This is a genomic window from Caldithrix abyssi DSM 13497, assembly GCF_001886815.1.
Taxonomy (GTDB): domain Bacteria; phylum Calditrichota; class Calditrichia; order Calditrichales; family Calditrichaceae; genus Caldithrix; species Caldithrix abyssi.
The window spans coordinates 2116924-2138685 of record NZ_CP018099.1 but is presented as its reverse complement, the minus strand read 5'-3'; the positions used below and the strand labels follow the sequence as shown (position 1 = coordinate 2138685).

Sequence of the window (21762 nt, the reverse complement as noted above, 5' to 3'; positions counted from 1 at the left end):
GGATTAAGATTGAAGTGGATCAGGGCGCCAAACCTGTATGGCATTCTGTGCAAAGCAGTTCTTTCCATTCATCCCCAATATCTACAGGATGGCGAAATTCAAGAGACTCCCCAAAACGCGCCACTTCAAAATTCTCGGCCGTCCCCTGGGCATTAATAAAATGACAGGTCTCACATTTTTTGGAGATCACTTCTCCGCTTTCGGTGCTGTGCCGATCGTTGTGACAGCGAAAACATCCGTCGAATTCAAGATGGCCGATATTATTAGGATAAGCCGCCCAGTTGACTTTCATATCAGGAAAAATATTTTTTGAAAAAGATTTTTTTATGCCTTCGGCGGCCTGATTAACCAGATCCGGGTTGCTTTCATAAATTTCCGGATAATTTTCCTGATAATAGGCATTGATCGTGCTATCAATGAAACTCATTGCCGCCTCCATAGTGGGCAGATCTTTTGCCAGATCGCACACCTCAACAGCCTGCGCTTTAATCTCAGGTAAGGCAACAGGAATTTCCCCGCCAGCCATGGCCTTGTTGATAAACAGCGCCGGTGGATTGTACTGATGTGATGGGCGGTTGTGGCAATCCATACAATCCATCGTGCGCACTTCGTATTTTGCTAATTCTTCCGGCTCCAGGCTGATCTCCTCATCCACAAATATTTTTTCTTCACCGCTTTTTAGATCACGGAACCGTACCCAGGGAATAATCTGCCGGGCGGTATCCATGGCCACATATTGCACTTCAATATCGGGATTGATGTGCCAGTGAATACCTTCTTTTAAACCATGGGCGGAATGCTCTGCTCCAATACGCATGGTCAGCTGAATCGTCCATTTGGTGTTTTCTTCATCCGCCAAATAGTGGTATTCTGTACGCAATTTGTATTCATAAAACTTCTGGGGCCAATGACACTTTTCGCATGTTTCTCTGGCCGGACGCAAATTATGAATGGGCGTCGGAATGGGTTTGGGGTAAAGATCGAACGTCACTGAATACACCTGATAAAGCCCGGAAAGTTTGGACCGAATATACCAGTCGGCGCCTTCGCCCACATGACATTCCACACACGCTACACGGGCATGGGGCGAATGCTGATAGGCGGTATATTCCGGATGCATCACACTATGGCACAATTCACCGCAAAACTCTACCGATTCGGTTATTCTAAATGCTTCATAACTACCAATCGCCGTTAAAAGAACAAAGATCGCCGTACCCCAGACAAAGATCAACAGGGCGTTTCGGTGAGACGTATTATTTAAATCAACAACCGGCCAGACATTTTCCTTTTTCAACTTTCTTTTATGAGAAATTAACATGCCAATCGGAATCAAAATCAATCCAAATACCAATAAACCCGGGAGTAAAATAAAGGTTATTAATCCTAAATAGGTCCCCCCGCTGCCTGTAACTGACGAGATTATAAACAAAAACAATATTAAAAAGAAGGCAATAAAGGCGATCATTGCCCCGATCAATGATACCCAATTTTTCGCGGATTGCGGAATCTCCAAACGCATATACGCCCCTCACTTTTTTAATTAAATTTAAAAAGTAAATTCAACATTTATAGTTTATAAAATTTTTTTCTAACTCTCAATTATTTTTCATTTCGCCCGAAAATGTAATAAGTTAGACCAAACAGTCGAAATATATGAATTATTTTGCTAATTTATTGTATTGGCACATATTTTGTAACTAAAAATTAACTGAATGCAGGAAAGACCCATGAGTAAGATTATTGTAGGAGTTATATTCATTTTGATGATTAACAGCATGAGTTTTGCACAATTTTCAGTGTCGTCGAATGTTTCATCATTTTATAACGATAACCTTTACCGCTCGCCGGATAAGACAGGCGATTGGATAACGAATATTGGATTAATATTGGATTACCAGGCGAGTAAATATCCCGTAAATCTGGAAGTGAATCCCGATTACTATTTTTACGCATCGCATCCCGAACAAAATTTCTGGTTCCCGTCCCTGAGCGCGGAGTATTTTCCCTTTTTGGACAAAAATAAAAATTGGCAATTTTACTCCGCGATGGATGCCTCTTTCAAGTTAAATAAAGACGATTTAAAAGCCTACAATTACTGGCAGGTGCGATTTTCAGGCGGATTATATCACGACGGCTCTTTTGCGCTGCAACAAATTTCTTATCAATACCAGTTAAGAGAATATCCTGATTTTTCGGAGTTGAGTAATCGTACCCATTTTTTTAACTGGAAGCTCAATAAATCCTTTAAAACGCGCACAACGCTGATCACCAACCTGCAGATCTCATCGCGTCAATACGAATCACAAACAGCTTACATTGTGGTTACAGATACTCTTGAGGGAACAGGCTCACGAGGCCGGGGTCGAAGAGAGCCTCCACCGCGCATTATCACTCACGAAGTTTTGCTCTCTTCTGGGCCTGTGGAACTGCAACAACTTGCCGTCGCCGTTCGTATTGCTCAAAATGTTTGGCCTAACTTCGGTGTTTTTGTGCAATACCTGAAAAGTTTTAATCTGTCTTCTACCGGAGAATTTCAGAACTACGGCGCCTATTGGGGAGATGAACAATTATTTGACGATCCTCTGAGCTATTTGCGAGATCAGTGGAGCGCGCAGCTTACCTGGATGATGCCCCATCAGTGGCAGCTCCGGTTTTCGACCGTATTCAATCGCAAATCCTATATTAAAGAAAAAGCCTATCTGAATGCCGAGGAATCAACTCCTGGCGGCGAACTACGCAAAGATCAAAAATTGGATTTCACTTTAACGCTTGGTAAATCGTTTTTTGTCAAAGAAAAATTTACGATAAATATCCGCGGTCAGGTTTTCTACACGAACAATCATTCAAACAGCTACTGGTACAACTATCAAAACCTGATCTCAGGGATTTCAATTAATCTGGTCTATTAAAAGAGAGGAATATACAATGGCTGATTTTAAGATTTTAATTATTGACGACGAGCCTGCGCAGCTTATTTCGTTAAAAACATTTTTACAGCGCAGAAACTACGTTGTATTTACCGCCAGCTCCGGAAACGAAGGCTTGAACATTCTAAAGGCCAATTCAATTGATCTCGTTCTTACGGACTATCGCATGCCAGACATCTCGGGCCTGGAGGTGGTTAAAGCGACGCAAAAAATTAATCCGGAAATTCCGGTTGTGGTGATTACGGCTTACAGTCAAATTGAAGAAGCCGTTCAGGTGATGAAGGAAGGCGCCTTTGACTACCTATCTAAGCCGATTGACCTGGATGCGCTGGAAGTTTTGATAAAAAAAGCGCGCGAACGTCAGTATTTAATTTCCGAAAACAAGATTTTACGCGAACAATTAAAGGAAAGATATCGCTTTCAGTCCATCATCTCGCAAAGCGGGGCCATGGAAGCGGTTTTAAACATGGCGGGCAGAGTGGCCCGCAGCAAGGCAACGGTTTTGATTCTCGGCGAAAGCGGCACAGGCAAGGAGCTTATTGCGCGCGCCATTCATTATGCCAGCGACCGTGCCGATAAACCACTGGTCATTATCAACAGCGCCGCTCTCTCCCCTAATTTGCTGGAAAGCGAATTATTCGGCCATGAAAAGGGCGCATTCACCGGCGCCATAGCGCAGCGCATCGGACGTTTTGAGCAAGCGGACGGCGGAACCTTGTTTATCGATGAAGTCGGCGATTTACCCATGCAAACGCAGGTTAAGCTGCTGCGCGCACTGCAATTCGGAGAATTTGAAAGGGTGGGCGGTAGTAAAACGATTAAAGTGGATGTGCGCGTTATCGCCGCCACTAACCGTGATCTGGAAGAATTGATCCAAAAAGGGGAATTCAGAGAAGACCTCTACTATCGTTTAAATGTGGTAACCATCCACATTCCGCCCCTTCGCGAACGAAAAAGCGATATTCCCGTTCTGATCCGCCATTTTATTGAAAAATACGCCCGAGAAAATCAAAAAAATGTTGTGGGCATCTCAAAAGAGGCTCAGGACTATTTGATGCGCTACCATTTTCCGGGCAATGTGCGGGAGCTGGAAAATATCATTGAACGCGCCGTTGTTCTGGCCCGCGACGAAATCATCACTCTGGAAGATTTGCCGCAGGGACTTACCGTCCAAACCGAGCGCTCCATTCTTGACCCGTTTGATTTTTCACATCCTTACGAGGAAAAACTGGCCGCCTTTGAACGCGTCATGATTGAAGAGGCGCTTAAACAAAAACATGGCAATCAGTCACAGGCTGCCAGGCTTTTAGGCATCTCCGAACGCCATTTGCGCTCCAGAATGCAACGCCTTAACATCGTAAATACCATGCGCAACCGATAGTCTATTTTTTACAATAGGGCTCTAAACTTTTCATTAAGTGTTTGAATTGTCGTTCGTCTAACGCCTGCGGCCCGTCGCTCAGAGCGGTGGAAGGATTAAAATGAACTTCTACCATTAAACCGTCCGCTCCTGCAGCAGCCGCCGCCAGCGAGAGCGGTTCAACCAGTTTACTTACCCCGCTGGCATGACTGGGGTCCACAATGACAGGCAAATGGGTCAGCTCCTTCAACAAGGGAATGGCGCTGATATCCAGGGTATTGCGTGTGGCCGTTTCAAAAGTGCGAATACCACGCTCGCACAAAATAACGTTTGGATTACCCTGAGCCAGGATGTACTCCGCCGAAAGCAGAAATTCCTTAACGGTGGCCATCATTCCTCTTTTTAACAAAATGGGCTTGTTTAATTTGCCCACTTCTCTCAAAAGAACAAAGTTTTGCATATTGCGCGCGCCAATTTGCAAAATATCGACATACTGGGCCATGAGTTCCACGGTTTCGACGGACAGAACTTCACTGACTGTTGGCATGTTAAACATTTCGCCGGCTTCTTTTAAAAGCTTTAACCCCTCTTCGCCCAATCCCTGGAAACTGTACGGGCTGGTTCTGGGCTTGAACGCCCCGCCTCTTAAAAGATGCGCCCCGTGTTCATGCACAATCTTTGCCGTTTCAATCATTTGATGGCGCCCTTCAACACTGCATGGGCCGGCAATCATAATAAAATTTCCCTCGCCAATCTGAAGCCCGCCAATTTCAATAATGGTTGGTTCTGCTTTGTACTCTCGACTGTAAAGAGGCCCGGAGACTTTCTTTTTACCTTTTTTCCTCTTGCCCGGCTCAAACTCGCTGGCTTCAAACTTGGGATAGGAGCCGCAAACATAGAGAAAGCCGGTTAAGTTCCGAATTTCCTCCAGCGCAGAGGCCACCGCTTCGTCATTGGCGTGACCGTCAATATCGACAAAAAAGTGATATTTCCAGGGCTCGGTTTTATGCGGCCGCGATGAAAGCTGCGTCATATTCACTTTGTATTTTTCAAAGACGCCAAGGCACTGATAAAGCATGCCTGGTTGATCCAGGGTATCAAAGACCATGGTCGTTTTACATGGCATGTACTCTTCCTGTTCCATTTGCAATGGTTCTGCAGAGAGCAGAACAAAACGCGTCTGATTGTGCGGATAATCTTCAATTTTATCCTGCAGTATCTTCAAACCGTAAATTTTGGCCGATTCTGCGCTGGCAATCGCCGCAGTATCCAGCAGTCGCTGTTCGGCAATCATCTTTACGCTGCCCGCCGTATCATAGGTCGGATATACATCGCAATTGCCAAATTTCCGTAAAAACACCTCGCACTGAGAGATGGCCGCCGGATGCGAATAGATTTGTTTGATATCTTTGATGGTAGATTCAGGATGTGCAATAAGCGCGTGATGGATAGGAATTACAATTTCCCGCACAATGGAAAGTTTGTTCTCCAACAATAAATCGTACGTGTGAATGATATTGCCCACAATTGAATTTTCAATGGGCAACAGGCCAAAATCAATCATATTTTTTTTAAGGGCCTCAACCACTTCGTAGGATGTTCGAAAGGGCACTTTTTCAATTTCCTGCCCCTCGTAAAGCACATCCAACGCTTTTTCGCTGTAGGCGCCCTTCTCACCCTGGTAGCCGATCTTGATACTTGTATTACTCAATGCCTAACCTCCAAAACAATTTTAATTTTAAATGGCAAAAGATAATAAAAAAACCCCGTTTTTGCCAACGGGGTTTTGCAAAAAAATGTATTTTTCTGAAAAAAAATTATGCGACGCCGGTCATGGAATCACTGTTTTCTTCAAACTCCTCTTTCATTTCTTCAATGGCTTCCTGTAGTGCCGGGTCAATTTCCAGATCATCCAGCCAGGTCGCCTGTTCATCATATTTGGCATAAAAGGGTTTATTGATAAGCTGGGGATTGCGGCTCTGAATAAATTTGAGCACAAAGCGCTGTATTTCGCCCTGCCCTACAATTCCATCAATAAGAACTTTCCCCGGCCAGGCGGACATGGACGGCCCGCGCACGGTTTTGGCCAGGCCGGAAACCTGGGCATAGGCATCGGTAAAAATTTGGTAGGCTCTGGCCAGCGAAACGGAAAAATAGTGCTGAGCCCCCGTTTCTCTTTCGATGAACATGTAATAGGGAATCATTCCCATCTGAACCTGCTGTTTCCACATATCGCGCCACACTTCGGCCGAATCGTTAATACCATTGATTACAGGCGATTGTGTACGAATTTGAACGCCGATCTTTAAGAGCCGACGCACGGCTTTTTTAACTTTTTCTGTTTGTAATTCTTTCCAGTGCGTAAAATGAGCCATTAAGGCGATATTCTTACCGCGATCAATCATCTTTTCCAGGTAGCGCAACAACTCATCGCCTTCTTCACCTAAAAATCGTTGGGGATGATAGGCCAGAGCTTTAGTGCCAATACGAATGCTTTGTACGTGGTTTAATTCCGAGTCCAACAAAACATCAAAATACTTGAACAGAGATTCGTTTGACATCCACATGGGATCGCCGCCCGTAAAAAGCACGTCTGTAACCTCTTTGTGTAAAGCTAAATAATCATGCAGATCTCGCTGCTCTTTGGTCTTAAACTTATGTTCACCGACATTGACAAATTGAGCCCACCGGAAACAGTACGTACAATAGGCGTGACAGGTTTGCCCCTCCGCCGGAAACACCAGAACGGTTTCACGATATTTGTGCTGTAATCCTCCTAAAATCCGATCGCCAATACGGGGGATATTATGCATCTGACCATCCGGATGAGGATTCAATTGCTCCCGGATGGTTTTAATCGCCATTTTTTCCTCCGTGAATGTTTTAGCCTTCTTCAACATTTCCCAGTGTTCAGGTATCAGCATTTCTTTCTGGGGGAAGACTAAACGGTAGATAGGATCCGTATGCCTGTTGGACCAATCGATTAACTCATCTAAAACATAAGCACTGACTTTAAACGGGAAGACCTTGGTCAGCAACTGCAATTCATCCAATTCCGTGGAGGAAAGACGATGGGCGTATTCACTCTTTAAGAATTTCGACATCGAAAAGAACATGAGCGTCCCTCCTTTCATATTAATTAAAAAGTTAAATATTTTGCTTTTATTGGATTGTGGGCCCTGCATTTCAGGCTTAGTGGGGCTGTGGAATCCGGTCGGACCACAACGAATCTTTATAACAGGCCCAAAGTTGTTACGCTAAAATATATAAAAATAAAAGTTCAAAGGCAAATTTTTAGCTACATACACAAAATTTCATCTATTTTTTCAATATCAACCAATTTTAATGATTTTACTCAAAATAATTTTAAAAACTCTCTTAAAAACCGTAAAAAACTGCCAATTTCTTGATATTTAAAGCCAATCAATTTAATTTTATCGCAAAAAAACAATTATTTGCATTTCACTATTTTGTCTTTTAATATTTGTATGATTGGAAAGTCCCATCTAAACCTGAGGAGGAAGATATGGCCTTAACCATCGAAAAAATCAGATCGTTGTTAGGCGACGAAGCTGACAACCTTTTAAATCATGAATGCAAAACAATCCCCAAAGAAAAACTTCATTTGCCCGGCCCGGATTTTGTCGACCGCATCTTTGTGCCGAGCGATCGCAACAGCAATGTGCTTAGAAATCTTAGCTGGATGTTCAACACGGGCCGCCTGGCCGGCACGGGCTATCTTTCTATTCTGCCAGTTGATCAGGGCATTGAACATTCCGCAGGCGCATCCTTTGCGCCAAACCCCGATTATTTTGATCCGGAAAACATTGTACGCCTGGCCATAGAAGGCGGTTGTAATGCGGTGGCTTCCACCCTGGGCGTACTGGGCGCCGTCTCCCGCAAATATGCGCACAAAATCCCGTTTATTGTAAAAATCAATCATAACGAACTATTGACCTATCCTAACAAATACGACCAGATTCTTTTTGCCAATGTGGAGCAGGCCTGGAACATGGGCGCGGCAGCCGTGGGCGCAACTGTCTATTTTGGCTCGCCCGAATCCAATCGCCAGATTCAGGAAATCAGCGAGGCTTTTAAGTACGCGCATGAACTGGGCATGGCTACCATTTTGTGGGCTTACCTGCGCAATCCGGCCTTTAAACATGAAGGAAAGGACTACCACCTGGCAGCCGATACCACCGGCCAGGCCAACCACCTTGGCGTGACCATGGAAGCCGATATTATTAAACAAAAACAACCCGAATTGAACGGCGGATTCACTGCCCTTAAATTCGGTAAAACGCATCCCGATATGTACTCCAAACTGACCAGCGATCATCCCATTGATTTGACTCGGTATCAGGTTGTTAACTGCTACATGGGACGCATTGGCTTAATTAATTCCGGCGGCGCATCGGTAGGAGCCGGCGACCTGGCTCAGGCGGTGCGCACGGCCGTCATCAATAAACGGGCTGGCGGCATGGGCCTGATCAGCGGCCGAAAAGCGTTTCAACGTCCCATGAAAGAAGGGATTGAACTGTTAAACGCCATTCAGGATGTCTTTTTGAATAAAGAGGTAACCATTGCCTGATTTTGCGAACGGGGGCTGTCCCAAAAGTCAAAGACAATGTATTTTTATAAAGTTTTTCTTTCCCTCACCCCCTTTAATTCCCCCTCTCCCGAAATCGGGAGAGGGGGAAAGGGGGTGAGGGTTATTGTAAACTTTTTTCTATATTTTGCATATATATACATTTGATGTCGCTTTTGAGACACCCTCCGTTTTTAAAGAAAGTATTCCCGGGCATCGAAGCCGCAACCAAAATCAACCGCAACGCGCACAGAGTAATCTTCTCGCAGTTTACGCCAATAATCGCAGAAAATGATTAAACAAACTATTTCAAGCGACCAGAGAAGTCACAAAGGGCACAATGAATATTTTAAATTAAATTACCCTTGCTCGCTCGATCCTCACTCCCAGACAAAAGATCTTGAATGATCGTACTTGTAAGGGCGAAGGATTTCCAACCCTACTTTATCCAGAGCGCTTTTTTTATATGACTAAAGATTAATGCTTACCATCGCTGAATTGTTCTTGGAAATCCTTCGCCCCTACATAAACGGTGGCAGGAATTCACCACATTTGCAGAAACAGGTTTGAAATGACAGGCTAACTATTCAACCATTCAACTAATTAACCATTCAACCAATCCAGCAGCACAAAAATTTTCAAATCCCGCCCGGGAGGCTGTTGCATGGGGGGGAGGAATTAATGCTTATATTCTCCGATATTGATAATTTTTTCTCATTCTTAAGCGTTGGGCAAAATATAGAATTAAAAACGCCAAAATATTCTTTGAAAATAAAATTAATAGATCATCTTTTTCTTGTGATGCTGTTATAAACGCTGCTAAACGTTTCCCTAACATATTTTTAAATAGAACATTAATATTATGCCCAATACACATTAACGTAAATTCACTACGAACATTATTAAGACCAGATAAGGAAAATCCACGATAGCCTAAATTATGCTTCAAGTTACCAAAAACAGGTTCAACTGTCACCGAACGCTTCTTTAGTCGTTCCTGCGCCGCTGAAGTTTGTAACTTTTTCGCCATACGTTCGCAATAACTCTCATTAACTGAACGATGGATTTGCTTAACTTTCTTTTTACTGGAAATGCATAAATTAATTAAGGGACAGTCCTGACAATCATTGGAACGATATACGATCCGTTCGCTATTCCTCTCAACTGGAAAAAGCTTCTTACCCGCCGGACATTCATAGTAATCTCCCTGTTCATGATACACAAAATCACTTCGTTTTAGTTTTCTTTCTTCTTTTTGCAATTCTTCCTTGGAGGTCGGTGTCTCCTTTATCGAACGATTGGATAACTGGGGATCGGCTATTACGGCATCAATCTGCTTTTCTTCCAATTCTTTTAGGTCTGTGCTATTGTGATAACCGGAATCGGCCGTGTAAGATCGCTTATCATCTGAACCAAGATTCTTCTCTACTTGTTCTTGGATCGGTATGAATTGACCCTGGTCGTTGGGCTGGCTTACGACTTCATGAGCTACTATTAAATGACTGGACATATCTACGCCTAATTGTGCGTTATAGCCCGGTCCATCCACCGAAGGCATCATGCGGGCATCCGGCTCTTTTACATTTATTTGATGTCTTGAACGGTGTTCTGATTTGAGCTGTTTCTTACGCTCTTTCAATTGGGCTTTACGTTCTAATATCTCTTTCTCTAAGCGCTCAAGCCGTTCTTTCTCCGCTCGAAGAGTTTCTAAATCTAATTCATCCGTGGCCCCCTGTTCTACAAAATTACAGCGCTGCATGTATTGCTTGATCTCTGCTCTTAACTTCTCTATACGTTTGTCTAATTGATCCTCAGTGTAGCCATGACGCTTACTGCTGTGCGCTTTGATTTTCGTGCCATCTATGGCTATCTGGTTGAAACTACTTATGCCTTCGGCCTGGGCAATTAAAAGTATCTCTACAAAATATTGGTCTAATAAATCCAAATGTGCCTTGCGAAAACGACTTAATGTACTATGATCCGGATGCTGATTCCCAGTGATATAAATGTAGCGCGTATCATATTTACACAATTCCTCCAGCTTACGGGTGCTGGTAATGCCGTTACTATAAGCATAAAACCATAAGGCAAGCATCATGTCTGGGGCATAAGAATCACCGCCTTGCGAACTATAACGGGAATAAAGTGCACTTAAATCAAGGCGCGAAACCAACTCCACTACAAATCGACTCTTTGGATCGTCTCTGGCAAAATCTTCCACACTATAGCCAAAGAGATTCATTTGTGAGCGATTATAAGTAATAAAACTCATGGAATTCCTTTGTTATTACTTGTTTTATCTGTCGCCCAGAATTTACAAATTTTTTGAATTTTACTCAAACTGAATTTGCAACAGCCTCCCGGGCGGGACAGATCTTCCAGAGGAAGGATCCTAAAAACTATTTTTATTTAATACATCTTGCATTCTGTGCCAACGTCCGGGAGCAACTCTCCATGGGCTAAAAAATCTCCTTAATTTATTTGCAATCCTTCCTTCATTTTTTTACATTTCGACAAATAACGAAATGTAATTGAGTTAGCAAATCCAACCAGGAGTTAAAAATGAAACGGATTTTGATCCTCTGCACGGGCAACTCCTGCCGCAGTCAAATGGCAGAAGGTTTCTTAAAATCTTTTGATTCCTCGCTCATTGTTTATTCAGCCGGCACCAACCCTTCTGCCCACGTGCATCCGAAGGCGATTCAGGTGATGAAAGAAGCGGGCATCGACATCTCAGATGGTTATCCCAAAGATGTGGATCAATTCATAAATGAATCTTTTGATTATGTCATCACGGTTTGTGATCACGCGAAAGAGACCTGTCCTATTTTCAATGGTTCGGTAAAAAAGCGTTTACACATCGGTTTTGAAGACCCGGCCGAGGCGACCGGCAGTGAAGAAGAAGTTTTGACCGTGTTTCGGCGCGTACGCGATGAGATCAAAGATGCCTTTTACCAGTTTTACCGGAAAGAGATTAAAAAAGGAATTTAAAGAATGGAAAAAATTCAGGTTTATGGAACAGGTTGCGCCTCCTGCGAAAAACTTTTTAATCTGGCCCGACAGGCTGTTCAAGAGTTAGGCGTAGATATTGAAGTTGAAAAAATAGAAGATTTAAATGCCATGGCCCTGGCCGGAGTTATGCGTACACCGGGTCTGGCTTTTGACGGCAGGGTTGTTTTGCAGGGCAAACTGCCCACTCTTTCCACCTTAAAAAATTGGATTCAACAAGAGCATCGTTGTTGAGTGCCGCTAAAGTTCTGGTTTAGTGGTGGTTTTTGAACCTTGATTAATCAGATTAAAAGATTGCGGATTCTATGCGCCAACGAAAGTTAATTCTCAATGTTCAGGCAAAATTGTCAAAGTAGAAAATACAAATCAGGGATATCGAGGTGGTGAGGGCAAATACGGGAAACAAGAAAATATTTTTAATTTTTAACATTCTTTGAGCCCTTTTGCGACTTCTCTGTGCGCTGTGTTGTTGCTTAAATCCCTGCAGAAATGTTTTTGGTTGCGGTTATGCTTACTTAGAAAACATTAAATTAGGGCACTGGCAGAAATTCAGCCTTTTGACTGAAAACCATAAAAATTAAGACGGAAAAGAAAATGGAACGGTTATTCCAGATTAAAGCGTGGTGGAATGATGAGTGGCAAAAATTCCTTTATCTTTTAATAGCCTTCAGTTTTTTTTATTTTATGCCTCTGGAAAGCGATAAGGTTATTGAAGCGCTTACGGCCGGTCTTACTCTACTACACGACTACGCCAGACGTCATGTGCTCACCTGCCTGGTTCCTGCCTTTTTTATTGCCGGGGCGATTGCCGTTTTTGTTAAAAAGGACAGTATTCTTCAATTATTAGGTCCAGGGGCTAAAAAATACATTGCCTATCCCATTGCCTCTATTTCCGGCGGCATTCTGGCTGTTTGCTCCTGCACCATTTTACCGCTTTTTGCGGGCATTTACAAACGCGGCGCCGGCATCGGGCCGGCCGTGGCCTTTTTGTTCACAGGACCGGCCATCAATGTAACGGCTATTTTCTTGACCGGCAATGCCATTGGCTGGGATTTTGCCCTGGCACGCTTAATCGCCTCGATTATTATCGCCATTATAGTAGGCCTGATAATGGGTCTGATTTTTAATGAACACGACGAGCGCAGCGCTCAAAATTTTTTAGTGGGTATGGATGAAGAAAAGCCATACAGCAACTGGACGATTTTCTTTTTTCTTTTTATGCAGTTTGGCGTATTGATTGTACCGGGCCTGCCCGTTCCCACGCTAACAAAATGGATCGCTGCTGGCCTCTTTTTAGGAGCGCTTTTATGGCTTGTTATCTTTAAGCTTCGCAGAGAAGACAATGCGGCATGGATAGTCGAAACCTGGGATTTGACCAAAAAGATTTTGCCCTACCTGTTCGTCGGGATATTTGCCGCAGGGATGATTGATGTGCTGGTTCCTGACGAATGGATTCAACTGGCCGTCGGACAGAACACGCTGGCCGGTAATGCAGTGGCTTCTGTTTCCGGCGCTTTAATGTACTTTGCCACATTAACCGAAATTCCGATCATTGAAACGTTGATGAAAATGGGCATGGCTCGCGGACCGGCCTTAACTTTGTTTTTAACCGGTAATTCCCTGAGCATTCCGAGCATGATTGTTCTTTTTCAGTTAATGGGTAAAAAACAGGCGTTAACCTACATGGGATTGATCTGCGCTTTTTCCATTGTGGCAGGGACGATTTTTGGAAGTCTTTAAAAAAAAATGCGGCCAATTCCCTCTGCATAAAATCACAGATATCTTTAAAGAAAAATTCGATCTGAATTTAATGGAGTTAACCACGGTAAAACAATATGTAACGCGCCGGCTTTGCTCTAAGAAGTTTTTTAACTCCTTCGGTAAGAAAGCCCTTTAGAAGATGGATGATTTTTTAAGAGTATAAGAGTTTAGAGGTTTTGAGGTATTTTTGAACCTTGATTAATATGATTACAGGATTAACTTGATTTTTTTCACTCGTGAAAGTTTACACTCGATTTTAAGGCGAAATTTTGTAGCCACAAAAAGCAAATCATGGAAATCCAGAAATCAAGTAAATCATGGTTTAAAATTGATTAGCCGCCGGCCTGCCATTCTTTTTCTCCCCTTTGCGCGAAACTGGCCAGCGCAGGAATCCCTTACACCGTTGGAATCAACTGTCCAGACTCAGCTTCCCCTTCTCCCAGACTTTATTCTGGGAGAGGAAGGAATGAAGGAGGTGAGGGCAATTGAAACTATTTTTAATTTAAGACATTCTTTGTGCCTTTTGTGATTTCTCTGCGCTCTCTGTGTTATTTAAATCCCTGCGGAAATGTTTTTCTGCTTTGTAACAAACTGATGGCTTTTTACCGATTTAACCTTCTTTCTGCCCTGAAACACGACCCTGCTAAATTGTTCTAAAAAAGATAAAACACGCTCTGATACAAAAGTAATGGGCCTTAATAGTTGTACACCAAAACAATTTCGACTCTATGGTACTTTAAAACGACCGGTCTGTCGGGAAGCCGCATGGGGCGCAAAATACTCATTTTCTGTAAGATCTTTAATTTCAACGCCTTAAATTGCATTAAAATTTTTGGCACGGCTTTTGACATTATTAATAGCGAAGTTGAATTAAAGTAAAACCAAAAATCAAGGAGGTTCAAAATGAAGAACTTACTCGCAATCTTAGGCTTAGTGGCAATCTTCTTTGCCAGCAATGTTTTTGCACAGGACTCTTTGCAGGTGCAAAACCAATATCGTCATGGTTTCAAATACCAATCTAAAGTTATGAACGGCGCTCAGGGCCAGGTCAAAGGCTTTGTGGATCTCAACGGCGACGGCTACAATGACAACGCGCCTGATGCAGACGGCGACGGCATTCCCAACGGAATGGATCCGGATTACACCGGGGCCAAAATGCGCAAGGGCAACAGCAACGCCGGCTTTGTTGATCTGGACGGCGACGGCATCAACGACAACGCCATCGATTCGGACGGCGACGGCATCCCCAATGGTCAGGATCCGGACTATGTTCGTCCTCAGGATGGCACCGGTCGTCAGTTGGGCAAAGGCAAAATGCAGGGCGCCGCACAGGGAACGGGCCTTGGAACAGGCGAATGTGACGGCACCGGTCCCAAAGGCAACGCTAAACGAGGCATCAAATAGTCCTTCTACCCCCCAAAAGTAAAACAACTGAAAAAGCCCGACGTATGTCGGGCTTTTTTATTTTAAAGCGCAATACCATCCCTTATTGCCCGCTCCTCATCGACAAAATTGTCTATCGTTAGACCATGCGGTCGAATCCTAAAACACCGGCTATTTAGCTAAACTGCTAAGCGTTTAAAAAACAACATGTAATAAAAATGGCATGATGTTTGTAATCCATTATTGCAAAACCCAAAAACAAACAGGAGGTTAATATGTACCGATTAAAATTACAACCAGGGCTTGTACTCAGTGTTCTGTTCATGGCCATTATTTTCCATAGCGTCGTTTCCACGGCAAATGCACAGAACAGGCCTGGCGCAATAAATAGACCTTGCTTTAGATTGGAAAACATCTTAAACATGCCCTCTGATTCTTTAAGCCAATCTGAGTTAAACGGACTTATTTTTATGCGTGAAGAAGAAAAACTGGCAAGAGATGTTTACATTGTTCTGTTACAGACCTGGGGACAACGCATTTTCAATAATATTTCACGCAGCGAACAAACACACATGGACGCCATCAAAATTCTCTTAAAAAAATATAAAGTCAGCGATCCGGTTACAACCGACTCAGTCGGCGTTTTTACTAATCAAACGTTGCAAAAACTTTTTAATGAGTTAACGGCCCGCGGTAAAACATCACTGGCAGAAGCATTAAAAGTGGGCGCTTTAATCGAAGAAATTGATATTCTTGATTTGCAAAAAGAACTGCAGGCAATCAAAGGAAACGATGATCTTCGCTATGTTTATGAAAATCTGAAACGCGGTTCAGAAAATCATTTACGCGCCTTTGTCAGAAATTTACAGCGTCTGGGGATTCAGTACTCCCCTGTGAAATTAAGTAATGAGGAATTCACTGCCATTGTTACATCTAATTTTTAAGTAAGGAATGACTGAAAGGAGAATTCAAGATGGATATTAAAAAATTAGCAATAATCGTATTAGCCGCCGCTCAGTTCGTCATGGCGCAGGTTTCATATAATTTCAATTTTTCGACGTATGTGGACGACAACGTATTTCGTTCGCCAGAGCCCACGGCAGATGTTTTGACAGACATCGGCATTCATTTGCATTATCAGCCGCAAAATTCCAATGTGCTGTTAAAATATGAAGGAGATTTTTATCTGTACAACGAATTAAGCGAGCGCAACTTTTCGCTCCATTCTTTTGGGCTTTCGTCGTACACTTCTTTTGGCAGAAAAGATCAACACAGTTTTTACTATGGAGCGGATGTGGATTTGCGCCTGAATGGCGATACATACAATTACTACAATTACGGTCAACTTTACCTTTACGGCAGCCTGTTTCTTAATTTGCAGAAGTTCATCTTAAAAACCGGTTACAATTTCAGATATCGTGAATATTCCAATTTACCGGAGCTGTCTAATTCGCGGCACTATCTTTTTATTCAGGCCAATAAATCGCTTCCCACTCGTACCACGCTTATCGTGGAAGCGGATTATGGATATAAAAGCTTTGCCGGTCAACAGGCAGAAACTTTTGGCGGCAGACGCGGCAGAATGAATGTAAGTTATTATACAGAAGCAACAACCATCCCCAGCCTGTCGCATATCATTTTGTTAGCGCGCATCGCTCAGTCTCTTCACCCCAAAATCGGAATGTTTGTTCAGTACAAAAAGCAAATCAGCCTTTCTGATCAGACAGACTATCTGAATGCCGATGATTATTATCAGGACGAAGAGCTGTTTGACGATCCGTTCAGTTATGAGATGGAGCGTTTTACGGCGCAGATTACCTGGCTGCTGCCGGCTAAAACATCGTTGAAAATTTCCGGCAGCTCTTATGATAAAAACTACATCAGTGAACAGGCCTATATTTCCGCAGAGGATTCTCTCGGCCTTGGGGGAATCCGTTCCGATAACGGTAAAACACTTAATGTGTCCCTGGAAAAGTCCTTTACGTTAAACAAAACCTGGATCAAGACTTTGACCTTTAGCCTGTATTACGTTCATCTAATCAATGAATCCAATAGCTATTGGTACGATTATAAAAATTCCGTCATAAGCGGATCGATATCATGGAAATTCTAAGCGAGGAGGTAAAAAAAACATGGCAGCTTATCGCCGAGGAAAATTTAGCTGGAGAGCTTTCGTTAGTTTGTACATTACCTGGTCGGCGCTCATTTTGCTCGTTTCGGGCGTAATTTTGTACATCGCTCCGGCTGGCAGAATAGCCAAATGGACGCACATCTCTTTGTTGGGACTGGAAAAAGAAGAATGGCAGGCCATTCATACCATTTTTTCTTTTCTGTTCGTTATTGCCGCCGGTTTCCATCTATTCTACAATTGGAAGCCCTTTATTTCTTATCTGAAAGATAAGTTTAAACAGGCTTTTGCTTTGCGTAAAGAATTGTACGCCACAACGATTTTAACCATCGCCATTTTTGTGCTAACACTGTGGAACGTCCCCCCCTTTAGCACCATTATGGATATTGGTGAATATTTTACAGAATCCTGGGAGAGTAAGCAAAACGAACCGCCCATTCCCCACGCCGAAGAATTAACCATCGAAGAACTGGCAAAAACCGTTCAATTACCCTTGCAGCAAATTATTCAAAATTTAAAAGAACAGAACATTGAAGCGGCACCTGAAATGATCGTCAAAGACGTGGCGGAAAAATATGACCTAACGCCCAGCGAATTATTTAAAAAAATGAAGGTTGAACCCGTCCAGAACCAGCAAAGCGGCGCTTCTCTTTCTGGCAAGGGATACGGACGAATGACACTCGCTGATATTTGTAAAGATTTAAACATTCCGCTCGAAGTGGCGCTGGAACGACTTGAACGGTTCCACATCAAGGCAGACGGGCAGATGATGCTGCGCGACCTGGCCAATGAATACGACAAAAAACCCATTGATTTGTTGAACATCATTCAAAAAGGACAATTGGAATAAATATCCAAATAAAAAAAATAGATTGGTTGTTAAATATCTTTTTTACCTGTTGGCGAATGACAATCCGTCAACAGGTAAATTTTAGACACACAAACCAGAATCTTTGTTGATAAAATCCACCCGTGTTCTGAAAAAAATGGTTTATTGGCGCAAAAAAGTTGACTTTGGAAAACCCAATAATTATCTTTATTGCACAATTTTGCAATATTGAAAGGAATCAATATGCCACGAGGAATGAAGATGGGCGGCAGAATGATGGGGCCCATGACCGATCCGCGTTCCCGTTTTTTTATGGCGCTGGCCAGCGATCAGCGCTTGCGCATTTTAGACCTCTTAAAAAACGGAGAGAAAAATTCACAGGAAATTATTAATGAACTGTTGTTAGATCCATCGGTAGTTTCGCGTCACATGATGATGCTGCGCAATGTAGGCCTGGTAGAGGCTCATAAACAGGGCGTAACCATGTACTTTAAGATTGCCGACGCGCGTATTTTTGAACTTATTGAAACGGCGACCGATATCACCAGAGATTGGCTAAACAAATTTCGAGACTTTTTTTAATTACCAATAAATCTATTTCAATATCTAATCGAGGAGAAAGAACCAATGAAAGTTGCAATAGTAACCAACGACGGACAGTTTGTCAGTCAGCACTTCGGAAGATCGAAATATTACAAAGTTTACACCATTGAAGATAACCAAATTATCAATGTTGAAATGCGCGAACGCGGGGGCTGCCACCATTCCGAAAGCGAAAAACACTCGCCGCATGAACCTCATGAACTCAAGCGACATCATGGGTACGGGCCGGAAGCAAAAGCCAAACATGTGACGATGATAAAAAAAATTGCCGATTGTGATGTTTTAATCGCCGGCGGCATGGGAATGGGCGCCTATGAAAACTTTAAAGCCGCAGGCCTGCAAGTCATTTTAACCGATATTGTTTCTACTGAAGAGGTCATTACGGCGTTTAATGAAGGAAAACTCGAAGACCTTTTTGATGAACGTACGCATTAACTCAGGGCGAATCCATCTTCGCCCTGTTTTCTCCTCCCCTTAACTTTTGCCATTACGACATTTCGATTGACACAATTCCGATAGATTTCAAAATTAAAACTCACCAAATTTTAAGATTTCCGCCTAAGCTGGAAGGGCTGAAAATATTTGCAATATTAATGGAATTTTTAGATTTGTTTAATGCTATAACTTTTGTTAAATTAGAATAACAAATACAACAAAAATGGTTAAAGGGATTTTAACCAATGAAAGAGGTTATTTTGGTACCGAACGCTGAATATGTCATTAAATCGCTGGATGATCAATCTTTGATTTCACAACGTATGATACAGATGGGCGTTTTACCAGGCTCCAATATTCGCATCATACGCGTTGGTCCCATGGGTAAAACGGTTGAGGTTCTGGTTGATCAGGGAGAAAGCATTGCGCTGCGCACAGATGAATTAAAGGCGTTAAATTGCAAAATCGTCGCTCTGCCGCTCAGCGCGGTTAAAGATTCTAAACAACATTACCGCATTCGCAACTTTTTAGGCGGTCGCGGTTTTTTAGAGAAAATGCGCATGCGCCATCTGGCCATTTCGGATATTATTTCCATTAGCGAGAACGACGGCTTTAAATTAATCAAAAAAGACGGACAGACGGTTCGTATTGGTCGCGGTGAGGCAGATAAAATTATCGTGGAGCCTGCAGAGTAATAAGATGAAGAGCAAAAAGAAGTTTACGGCGGCAATTATTTCCATCCCGAACACTGGAAAGTCCACTTTATTTAATGCGCTGACCGGCGCCAGACAGGCGGTCGGAAATTGGCCTGGAGTTTCGGTTGAAAAAAAGGTAGGTAAATTTAGCATTAACGGCTACCAGTTTGAATTAATCGACCTTCCCGGCAGCTATTCATTAACGCCCACCACTCTGGAAGAGAAAATCGTGCGCAAATTCATTATGGAAACGCCGCCCGATATATTGATCAATATTGTTGATGCGCGCAATCTTTACCGCAGTTTGGGCTTAACCTTACAACTGGCGCAAAGCGGCATCCCCATGATCGTTGCCGTGAACATGATGGATGAAGCCAAAAGATTGGGCATCGAGATCGACATAAAAGGGCTGTCCCACCATCTTGGCGTACCGGTTGTACCGATCATTGCCCGCACCGGCGAGGGCCTGGGCCACTTGATTAATACGCTGTTAAAGCTGGTTGATGGAGAGATCAAACAACATCCGCCGCAAATCTCCTGCCCCATTCCGCTTCAGGAATCGGTTCTTTCGTTGGCAGAAGAAATCAAAAAAATAGAACATCCGTCCATTCTCAGCGAAGTATTTTTGGCCGAACGATTGCTCGATTTTTCAGAACCGGCTACCATGGGAGATCGGAGTAACGAGCAAGTAAATGCGCTATCCCAAAAAGTAGAGGAAGCGCGCCTTAAAGTAGAAAAATCGATGGGTATGAGTATTCCCACCGCCTGCGCTCAGTGCCGTTTTAACTCGGCCAAGGGGCTGGTAATGGAAACCACTTCTGCAGCCGTTACAGCCACCGATGAGTTCACTAAAAAATTAGACAGTATTTTACTGCACAAATATTTTGGGATTCCCATCTTTTTAGGCATTGTTTTTCTTTTATTTCAGGGGATTTACGCGCTTGGCACGCCATTACAGGACATTTTGGGCAATGGTTTTGGCGCATTGCAGGAATTTTTAAGAGGCAGCGCCGTTTTTCAAAGCTTGCCCGATTTCGTCACGCGCCTGATTATCGACGGCATTCTGGAAGGCGTGGGGGTGGTCATTGCCTTTTTTCCGATTATTGCGCTATTTTTCATTTTCATGTCGTTAATCGAAGATAGCGGCTACATGGCGCGCGCGGCATTTCTGCTAGACCATTTAATGCACGTGATTGGTCTGGACGGCAAGGCGTTTATCAATGTACTGTTAGGCTATGGTTGTAATGTGCCGGCCATCATGGGCACGCGCATTCTCTCCAGCCAGTACAATCGCATCATTACGATGTTGATCATTCCCTTTACGCTGTGCAGCGCCCGTTTGCAGGTTTTCCTGTTTGTGGCGGGGATTTTATTTGCGCCCACGGTGGCCCCGTGGATCATTTTTGCGCTGTATCTTTTCAGTTTTGTGATGGTTATTTTAGTTGGCTTGTTTTTGAAAAATGTGCGCCTTGCCGGAAACCCGGAACCTTTTATCATGGAGATACCTCCTTACCGTTTACCCACCGTTAAAACCGTGGCCCTGCGTGCCTGGGAAGAGATGATAGCCTTTTTAAATCGCGCGTCAACGCTCATTGTGCTGGGCGTAATTGCAGTGTGGTTTTTAACCAATATGCCGCCGGGCGCAGAAACTGCAGGTCCGGATACCTGGGCCGTCAAAATCGGACAGTTTATTGAACCGCTTTTCAAGCCCCTGGGGATTGAATGGCAACAGATCATCGCTTTATTGTTTGGTTTTATTGCCAAAGAAATTGTTATTGGTTCTCTGGCCATTGTTTACGCTGGCGACCCGGCCAGTCAAATTGCCTCCCTGGTTACGCCCCTGCAGGGCATCAGTTTTATGATTTTCACTCTGCTTTACACTCCCTGTGTAGCGACCATCGCCGCCATTCGTGCCGAATCGCAATCCTGGAAGATCACCGCTCTTACAGTGGGACTGGGCCTCTTTCTGGCCTGGATGAGCAGCTTTTTATTTTACCATCTTGGAACCCTTTTGGGATTTTGACGTTAACAGCTGCTGACA

The 21762-nt window shown here is 43.4% G+C and carries 18 protein-coding genes; 14 read left to right on the top strand and 4 right to left on the bottom strand.

The window, feature by feature from the left end:
* Positions 1 to 19: 19 nt before the first annotated feature.
* Positions 20 to 1522, bottom strand: coding sequence for a cytochrome c3 family protein (locus Cabys_RS08375; protein ID WP_006929899.1), 1503 nt, complete (start codon positions 1520 to 1522; stop codon positions 20 to 22).
* A gap of 208 nt (positions 1523 to 1730) precedes the next feature.
* On the opposite strand from Cabys_RS08375, the gene Cabys_RS08370 reads away from it, so the two are divergent.
* Both Cabys_RS08370 and Cabys_RS08365 read left to right on the top strand, forming a co-directional pair.
* Positions 1731 to 2912 (top strand): hypothetical protein, encoded by a 1182-nt coding sequence (locus Cabys_RS08370; RefSeq protein ID WP_006929898.1) that lies wholly within the window; start codon positions 1731 to 1733, stop codon positions 2910 to 2912.
* A 16-nt stretch (positions 2913 to 2928) separates the two neighbouring features.
* The gene (locus tag Cabys_RS08365) at positions 2929 to 4311 is read left to right on the top strand and encodes a sigma-54-dependent transcriptional regulator (protein WP_006929897.1); all 1383 of its coding nucleotides are present in this window, start codon (positions 2929 to 2931) and stop codon (positions 4309 to 4311) included.
* Between the two features lies 1 nt (position 4312).
* Here the strand turns inward: Cabys_RS08365 and aroF are convergent, their stop codons facing one another.
* Together aroF and Cabys_RS08355 are read right to left on the bottom strand one after the other, a co-directional pair.
* Complete coding sequence (gene aroF, locus Cabys_RS20290) at positions 4313 to 6001, bottom strand: 3-deoxy-7-phosphoheptulonate synthase (protein WP_006929896.1); 1689 nt, start codon at positions 5999 to 6001, stop codon at positions 4313 to 4315.
* A 106-nt stretch (positions 6002 to 6107) separates the two neighbouring features.
* On the bottom strand, positions 6108 to 7406 hold the full coding sequence (locus Cabys_RS08355; protein ID WP_006929895.1) for a KamA family radical SAM protein: 1299 nt from the start codon (positions 7404 to 7406) through the stop codon (positions 6108 to 6110).
* A 410-nt stretch (positions 7407 to 7816) separates the two neighbouring features.
* Here Cabys_RS08355 and Cabys_RS08350 point away from each other — a divergent pair, with 410 nt between their 5' ends.
* Entirely contained in the window at positions 7817 to 8881 is a 1065-nt protein-coding gene (locus tag Cabys_RS08350) for a class I fructose-bisphosphate aldolase (protein ID WP_006929894.1), read from the top strand.
* 682 nt (positions 8882 to 9563) lie between these two features.
* Here the strand turns inward: Cabys_RS08350 and Cabys_RS08345 are convergent.
* Complete coding sequence (locus tag Cabys_RS08345; RefSeq protein WP_006927246.1) at positions 9564 to 11150, bottom strand: IS1182 family transposase; 1587 nt, start codon at positions 11148 to 11150, stop codon at positions 9564 to 9566.
* A gap of 290 nt (positions 11151 to 11440) precedes the next feature.
* On the opposite strand from Cabys_RS08345, the gene Cabys_RS08340 reads away from it, so the two are divergent.
* From Cabys_RS08340 to feoB, 11 genes are all read left to right on the top strand, one after another.
* Positions 11441 to 11869: an arsenate reductase ArsC gene (locus Cabys_RS08340; RefSeq protein WP_006929893.1), complete on the top strand. Its 429-nt coding sequence runs from the start codon at positions 11441 to 11443 to the stop codon at positions 11867 to 11869.
* A gap of 3 nt (positions 11870 to 11872) precedes the next feature.
* A complete protein-coding gene (locus Cabys_RS08335) occupies positions 11873 to 12121 on the top strand; it encodes an MTH895/ArsE family thioredoxin-like protein (protein ID WP_006929892.1) in 249 nt (82 codons plus the stop codon).
* 360 nt (positions 12122 to 12481) lie between these two features.
* On the top strand, positions 12482 to 13627 hold the full coding sequence (locus Cabys_RS08330) for a permease (protein WP_006929891.1): 1146 nt from the start codon (positions 12482 to 12484) through the stop codon (positions 13625 to 13627).
* A 924-nt stretch (positions 13628 to 14551) separates the two neighbouring features.
* The gene (locus Cabys_RS08325; RefSeq protein ID WP_006929890.1) at positions 14552 to 15052 is read left to right on the top strand and encodes a hypothetical protein; all 501 of its coding nucleotides are present in this window, start codon (positions 14552 to 14554) and stop codon (positions 15050 to 15052) included.
* A 401-nt stretch (positions 15053 to 15453) separates the two neighbouring features.
* Positions 15454 to 15975 (top strand): DUF2202 domain-containing protein, encoded by a 522-nt coding sequence (locus Cabys_RS08320; RefSeq protein ID WP_225868917.1) that lies wholly within the window; start codon positions 15454 to 15456, stop codon positions 15973 to 15975.
* Between the two features lie 29 nt (positions 15976 to 16004).
* Entirely contained in the window at positions 16005 to 17144 is a 1140-nt protein-coding gene (locus Cabys_RS08315) for a hypothetical protein (protein ID WP_006929888.1), read from the top strand.
* A gap of 19 nt (positions 17145 to 17163) precedes the next feature.
* Positions 17164 to 18009: a DUF4405 domain-containing protein gene (locus tag Cabys_RS08310; protein ID WP_006929887.1), complete on the top strand. Its 846-nt coding sequence runs from the start codon at positions 17164 to 17166 to the stop codon at positions 18007 to 18009.
* Between the two features lie 222 nt (positions 18010 to 18231).
* The gene (locus Cabys_RS08305) at positions 18232 to 18570 is read left to right on the top strand and encodes an ArsR/SmtB family transcription factor (protein WP_044281276.1); all 339 of its coding nucleotides are present in this window, start codon (positions 18232 to 18234) and stop codon (positions 18568 to 18570) included.
* A gap of 45 nt (positions 18571 to 18615) precedes the next feature.
* Complete coding sequence (locus tag Cabys_RS08300) at positions 18616 to 19026, top strand: NifB/NifX family molybdenum-iron cluster-binding protein (protein WP_006929885.1); 411 nt, start codon at positions 18616 to 18618, stop codon at positions 19024 to 19026.
* Between the two features lie 245 nt (positions 19027 to 19271).
* A complete protein-coding gene (locus Cabys_RS08295; protein WP_006929884.1) occupies positions 19272 to 19721 on the top strand; it encodes a FeoA domain-containing protein in 450 nt (149 codons plus the stop codon).
* Positions 19722 to 19725: 4 nt separating this feature from the next.
* On the top strand, positions 19726 to 21744 hold the full coding sequence (gene feoB, locus Cabys_RS08290) for a ferrous iron transport protein B (protein WP_006929883.1): 2019 nt from the start codon (positions 19726 to 19728) through the stop codon (positions 21742 to 21744).
* Positions 21745 to 21762 lie beyond the last annotated feature (18 nt).

Bases quoted from the DNA above. Each gene is read 5' to 3' on its own strand.
- Cabys_RS08375 (WP_006929899.1), bottom strand. From the start codon at position 1,522: ATGCGTTTGGAGATTCCGCAATCCGCGAAAAATTGGGTATCATTGATC.
- Cabys_RS08370 (WP_006929898.1), top strand. From the start codon at position 1,731: ATGAGTAAGATTATTGTAGGAGTTATATTCATTTTGATGATTAACAGC.
- Cabys_RS08365 (WP_006929897.1), top strand. From the start codon at position 2,929: ATGGCTGATTTTAAGATTTTAATTATTGACGACGAGCCTGCGCAGCTT.
- Cabys_RS08355 (WP_006929895.1), bottom strand. From the start codon at position 7,406: ATGTTCTTTTCGATGTCGAAATTCTTAAAGAGTGAATACGCCCATCGT.
- Cabys_RS08350 (WP_006929894.1), top strand. From the start codon at position 7,817: ATGGCCTTAACCATCGAAAAAATCAGATCGTTGTTAGGCGACGAAGCT.
- Cabys_RS08345 (WP_006927246.1), bottom strand. From the start codon at position 11,150: ATGAGTTTTATTACTTATAATCGCTCACAAATGAATCTCTTTGGCTAT.
- Cabys_RS08340 (WP_006929893.1), top strand. From the start codon at position 11,441: ATGAAACGGATTTTGATCCTCTGCACGGGCAACTCCTGCCGCAGTCAA.
- Cabys_RS08335 (WP_006929892.1), top strand. From the start codon at position 11,873: ATGGAAAAAATTCAGGTTTATGGAACAGGTTGCGCCTCCTGCGAAAAA.
- Cabys_RS08330 (WP_006929891.1), top strand. From the start codon at position 12,482: ATGGAACGGTTATTCCAGATTAAAGCGTGGTGGAATGATGAGTGGCAA.
- Cabys_RS08325 (WP_006929890.1), top strand. From the start codon at position 14,552: ATGAAGAACTTACTCGCAATCTTAGGCTTAGTGGCAATCTTCTTTGCC.
- Cabys_RS08320 (WP_225868917.1), top strand. From the start codon at position 15,454: ATGCCCTCTGATTCTTTAAGCCAATCTGAGTTAAACGGACTTATTTTT.
- Cabys_RS08315 (WP_006929888.1), top strand. From the start codon at position 16,005: ATGGATATTAAAAAATTAGCAATAATCGTATTAGCCGCCGCTCAGTTC.
- Cabys_RS08310 (WP_006929887.1), top strand. From the start codon at position 17,164: ATGGCAGCTTATCGCCGAGGAAAATTTAGCTGGAGAGCTTTCGTTAGT.
- Cabys_RS08305 (WP_044281276.1), top strand. From the start codon at position 18,232: ATGCCACGAGGAATGAAGATGGGCGGCAGAATGATGGGGCCCATGACC.
- Cabys_RS08300 (WP_006929885.1), top strand. From the start codon at position 18,616: ATGAAAGTTGCAATAGTAACCAACGACGGACAGTTTGTCAGTCAGCAC.
- Cabys_RS08295 (WP_006929884.1), top strand. From the start codon at position 19,272: ATGAAAGAGGTTATTTTGGTACCGAACGCTGAATATGTCATTAAATCG.
- feoB (WP_006929883.1), top strand. From the start codon at position 19,726: ATGAAGAGCAAAAAGAAGTTTACGGCGGCAATTATTTCCATCCCGAAC.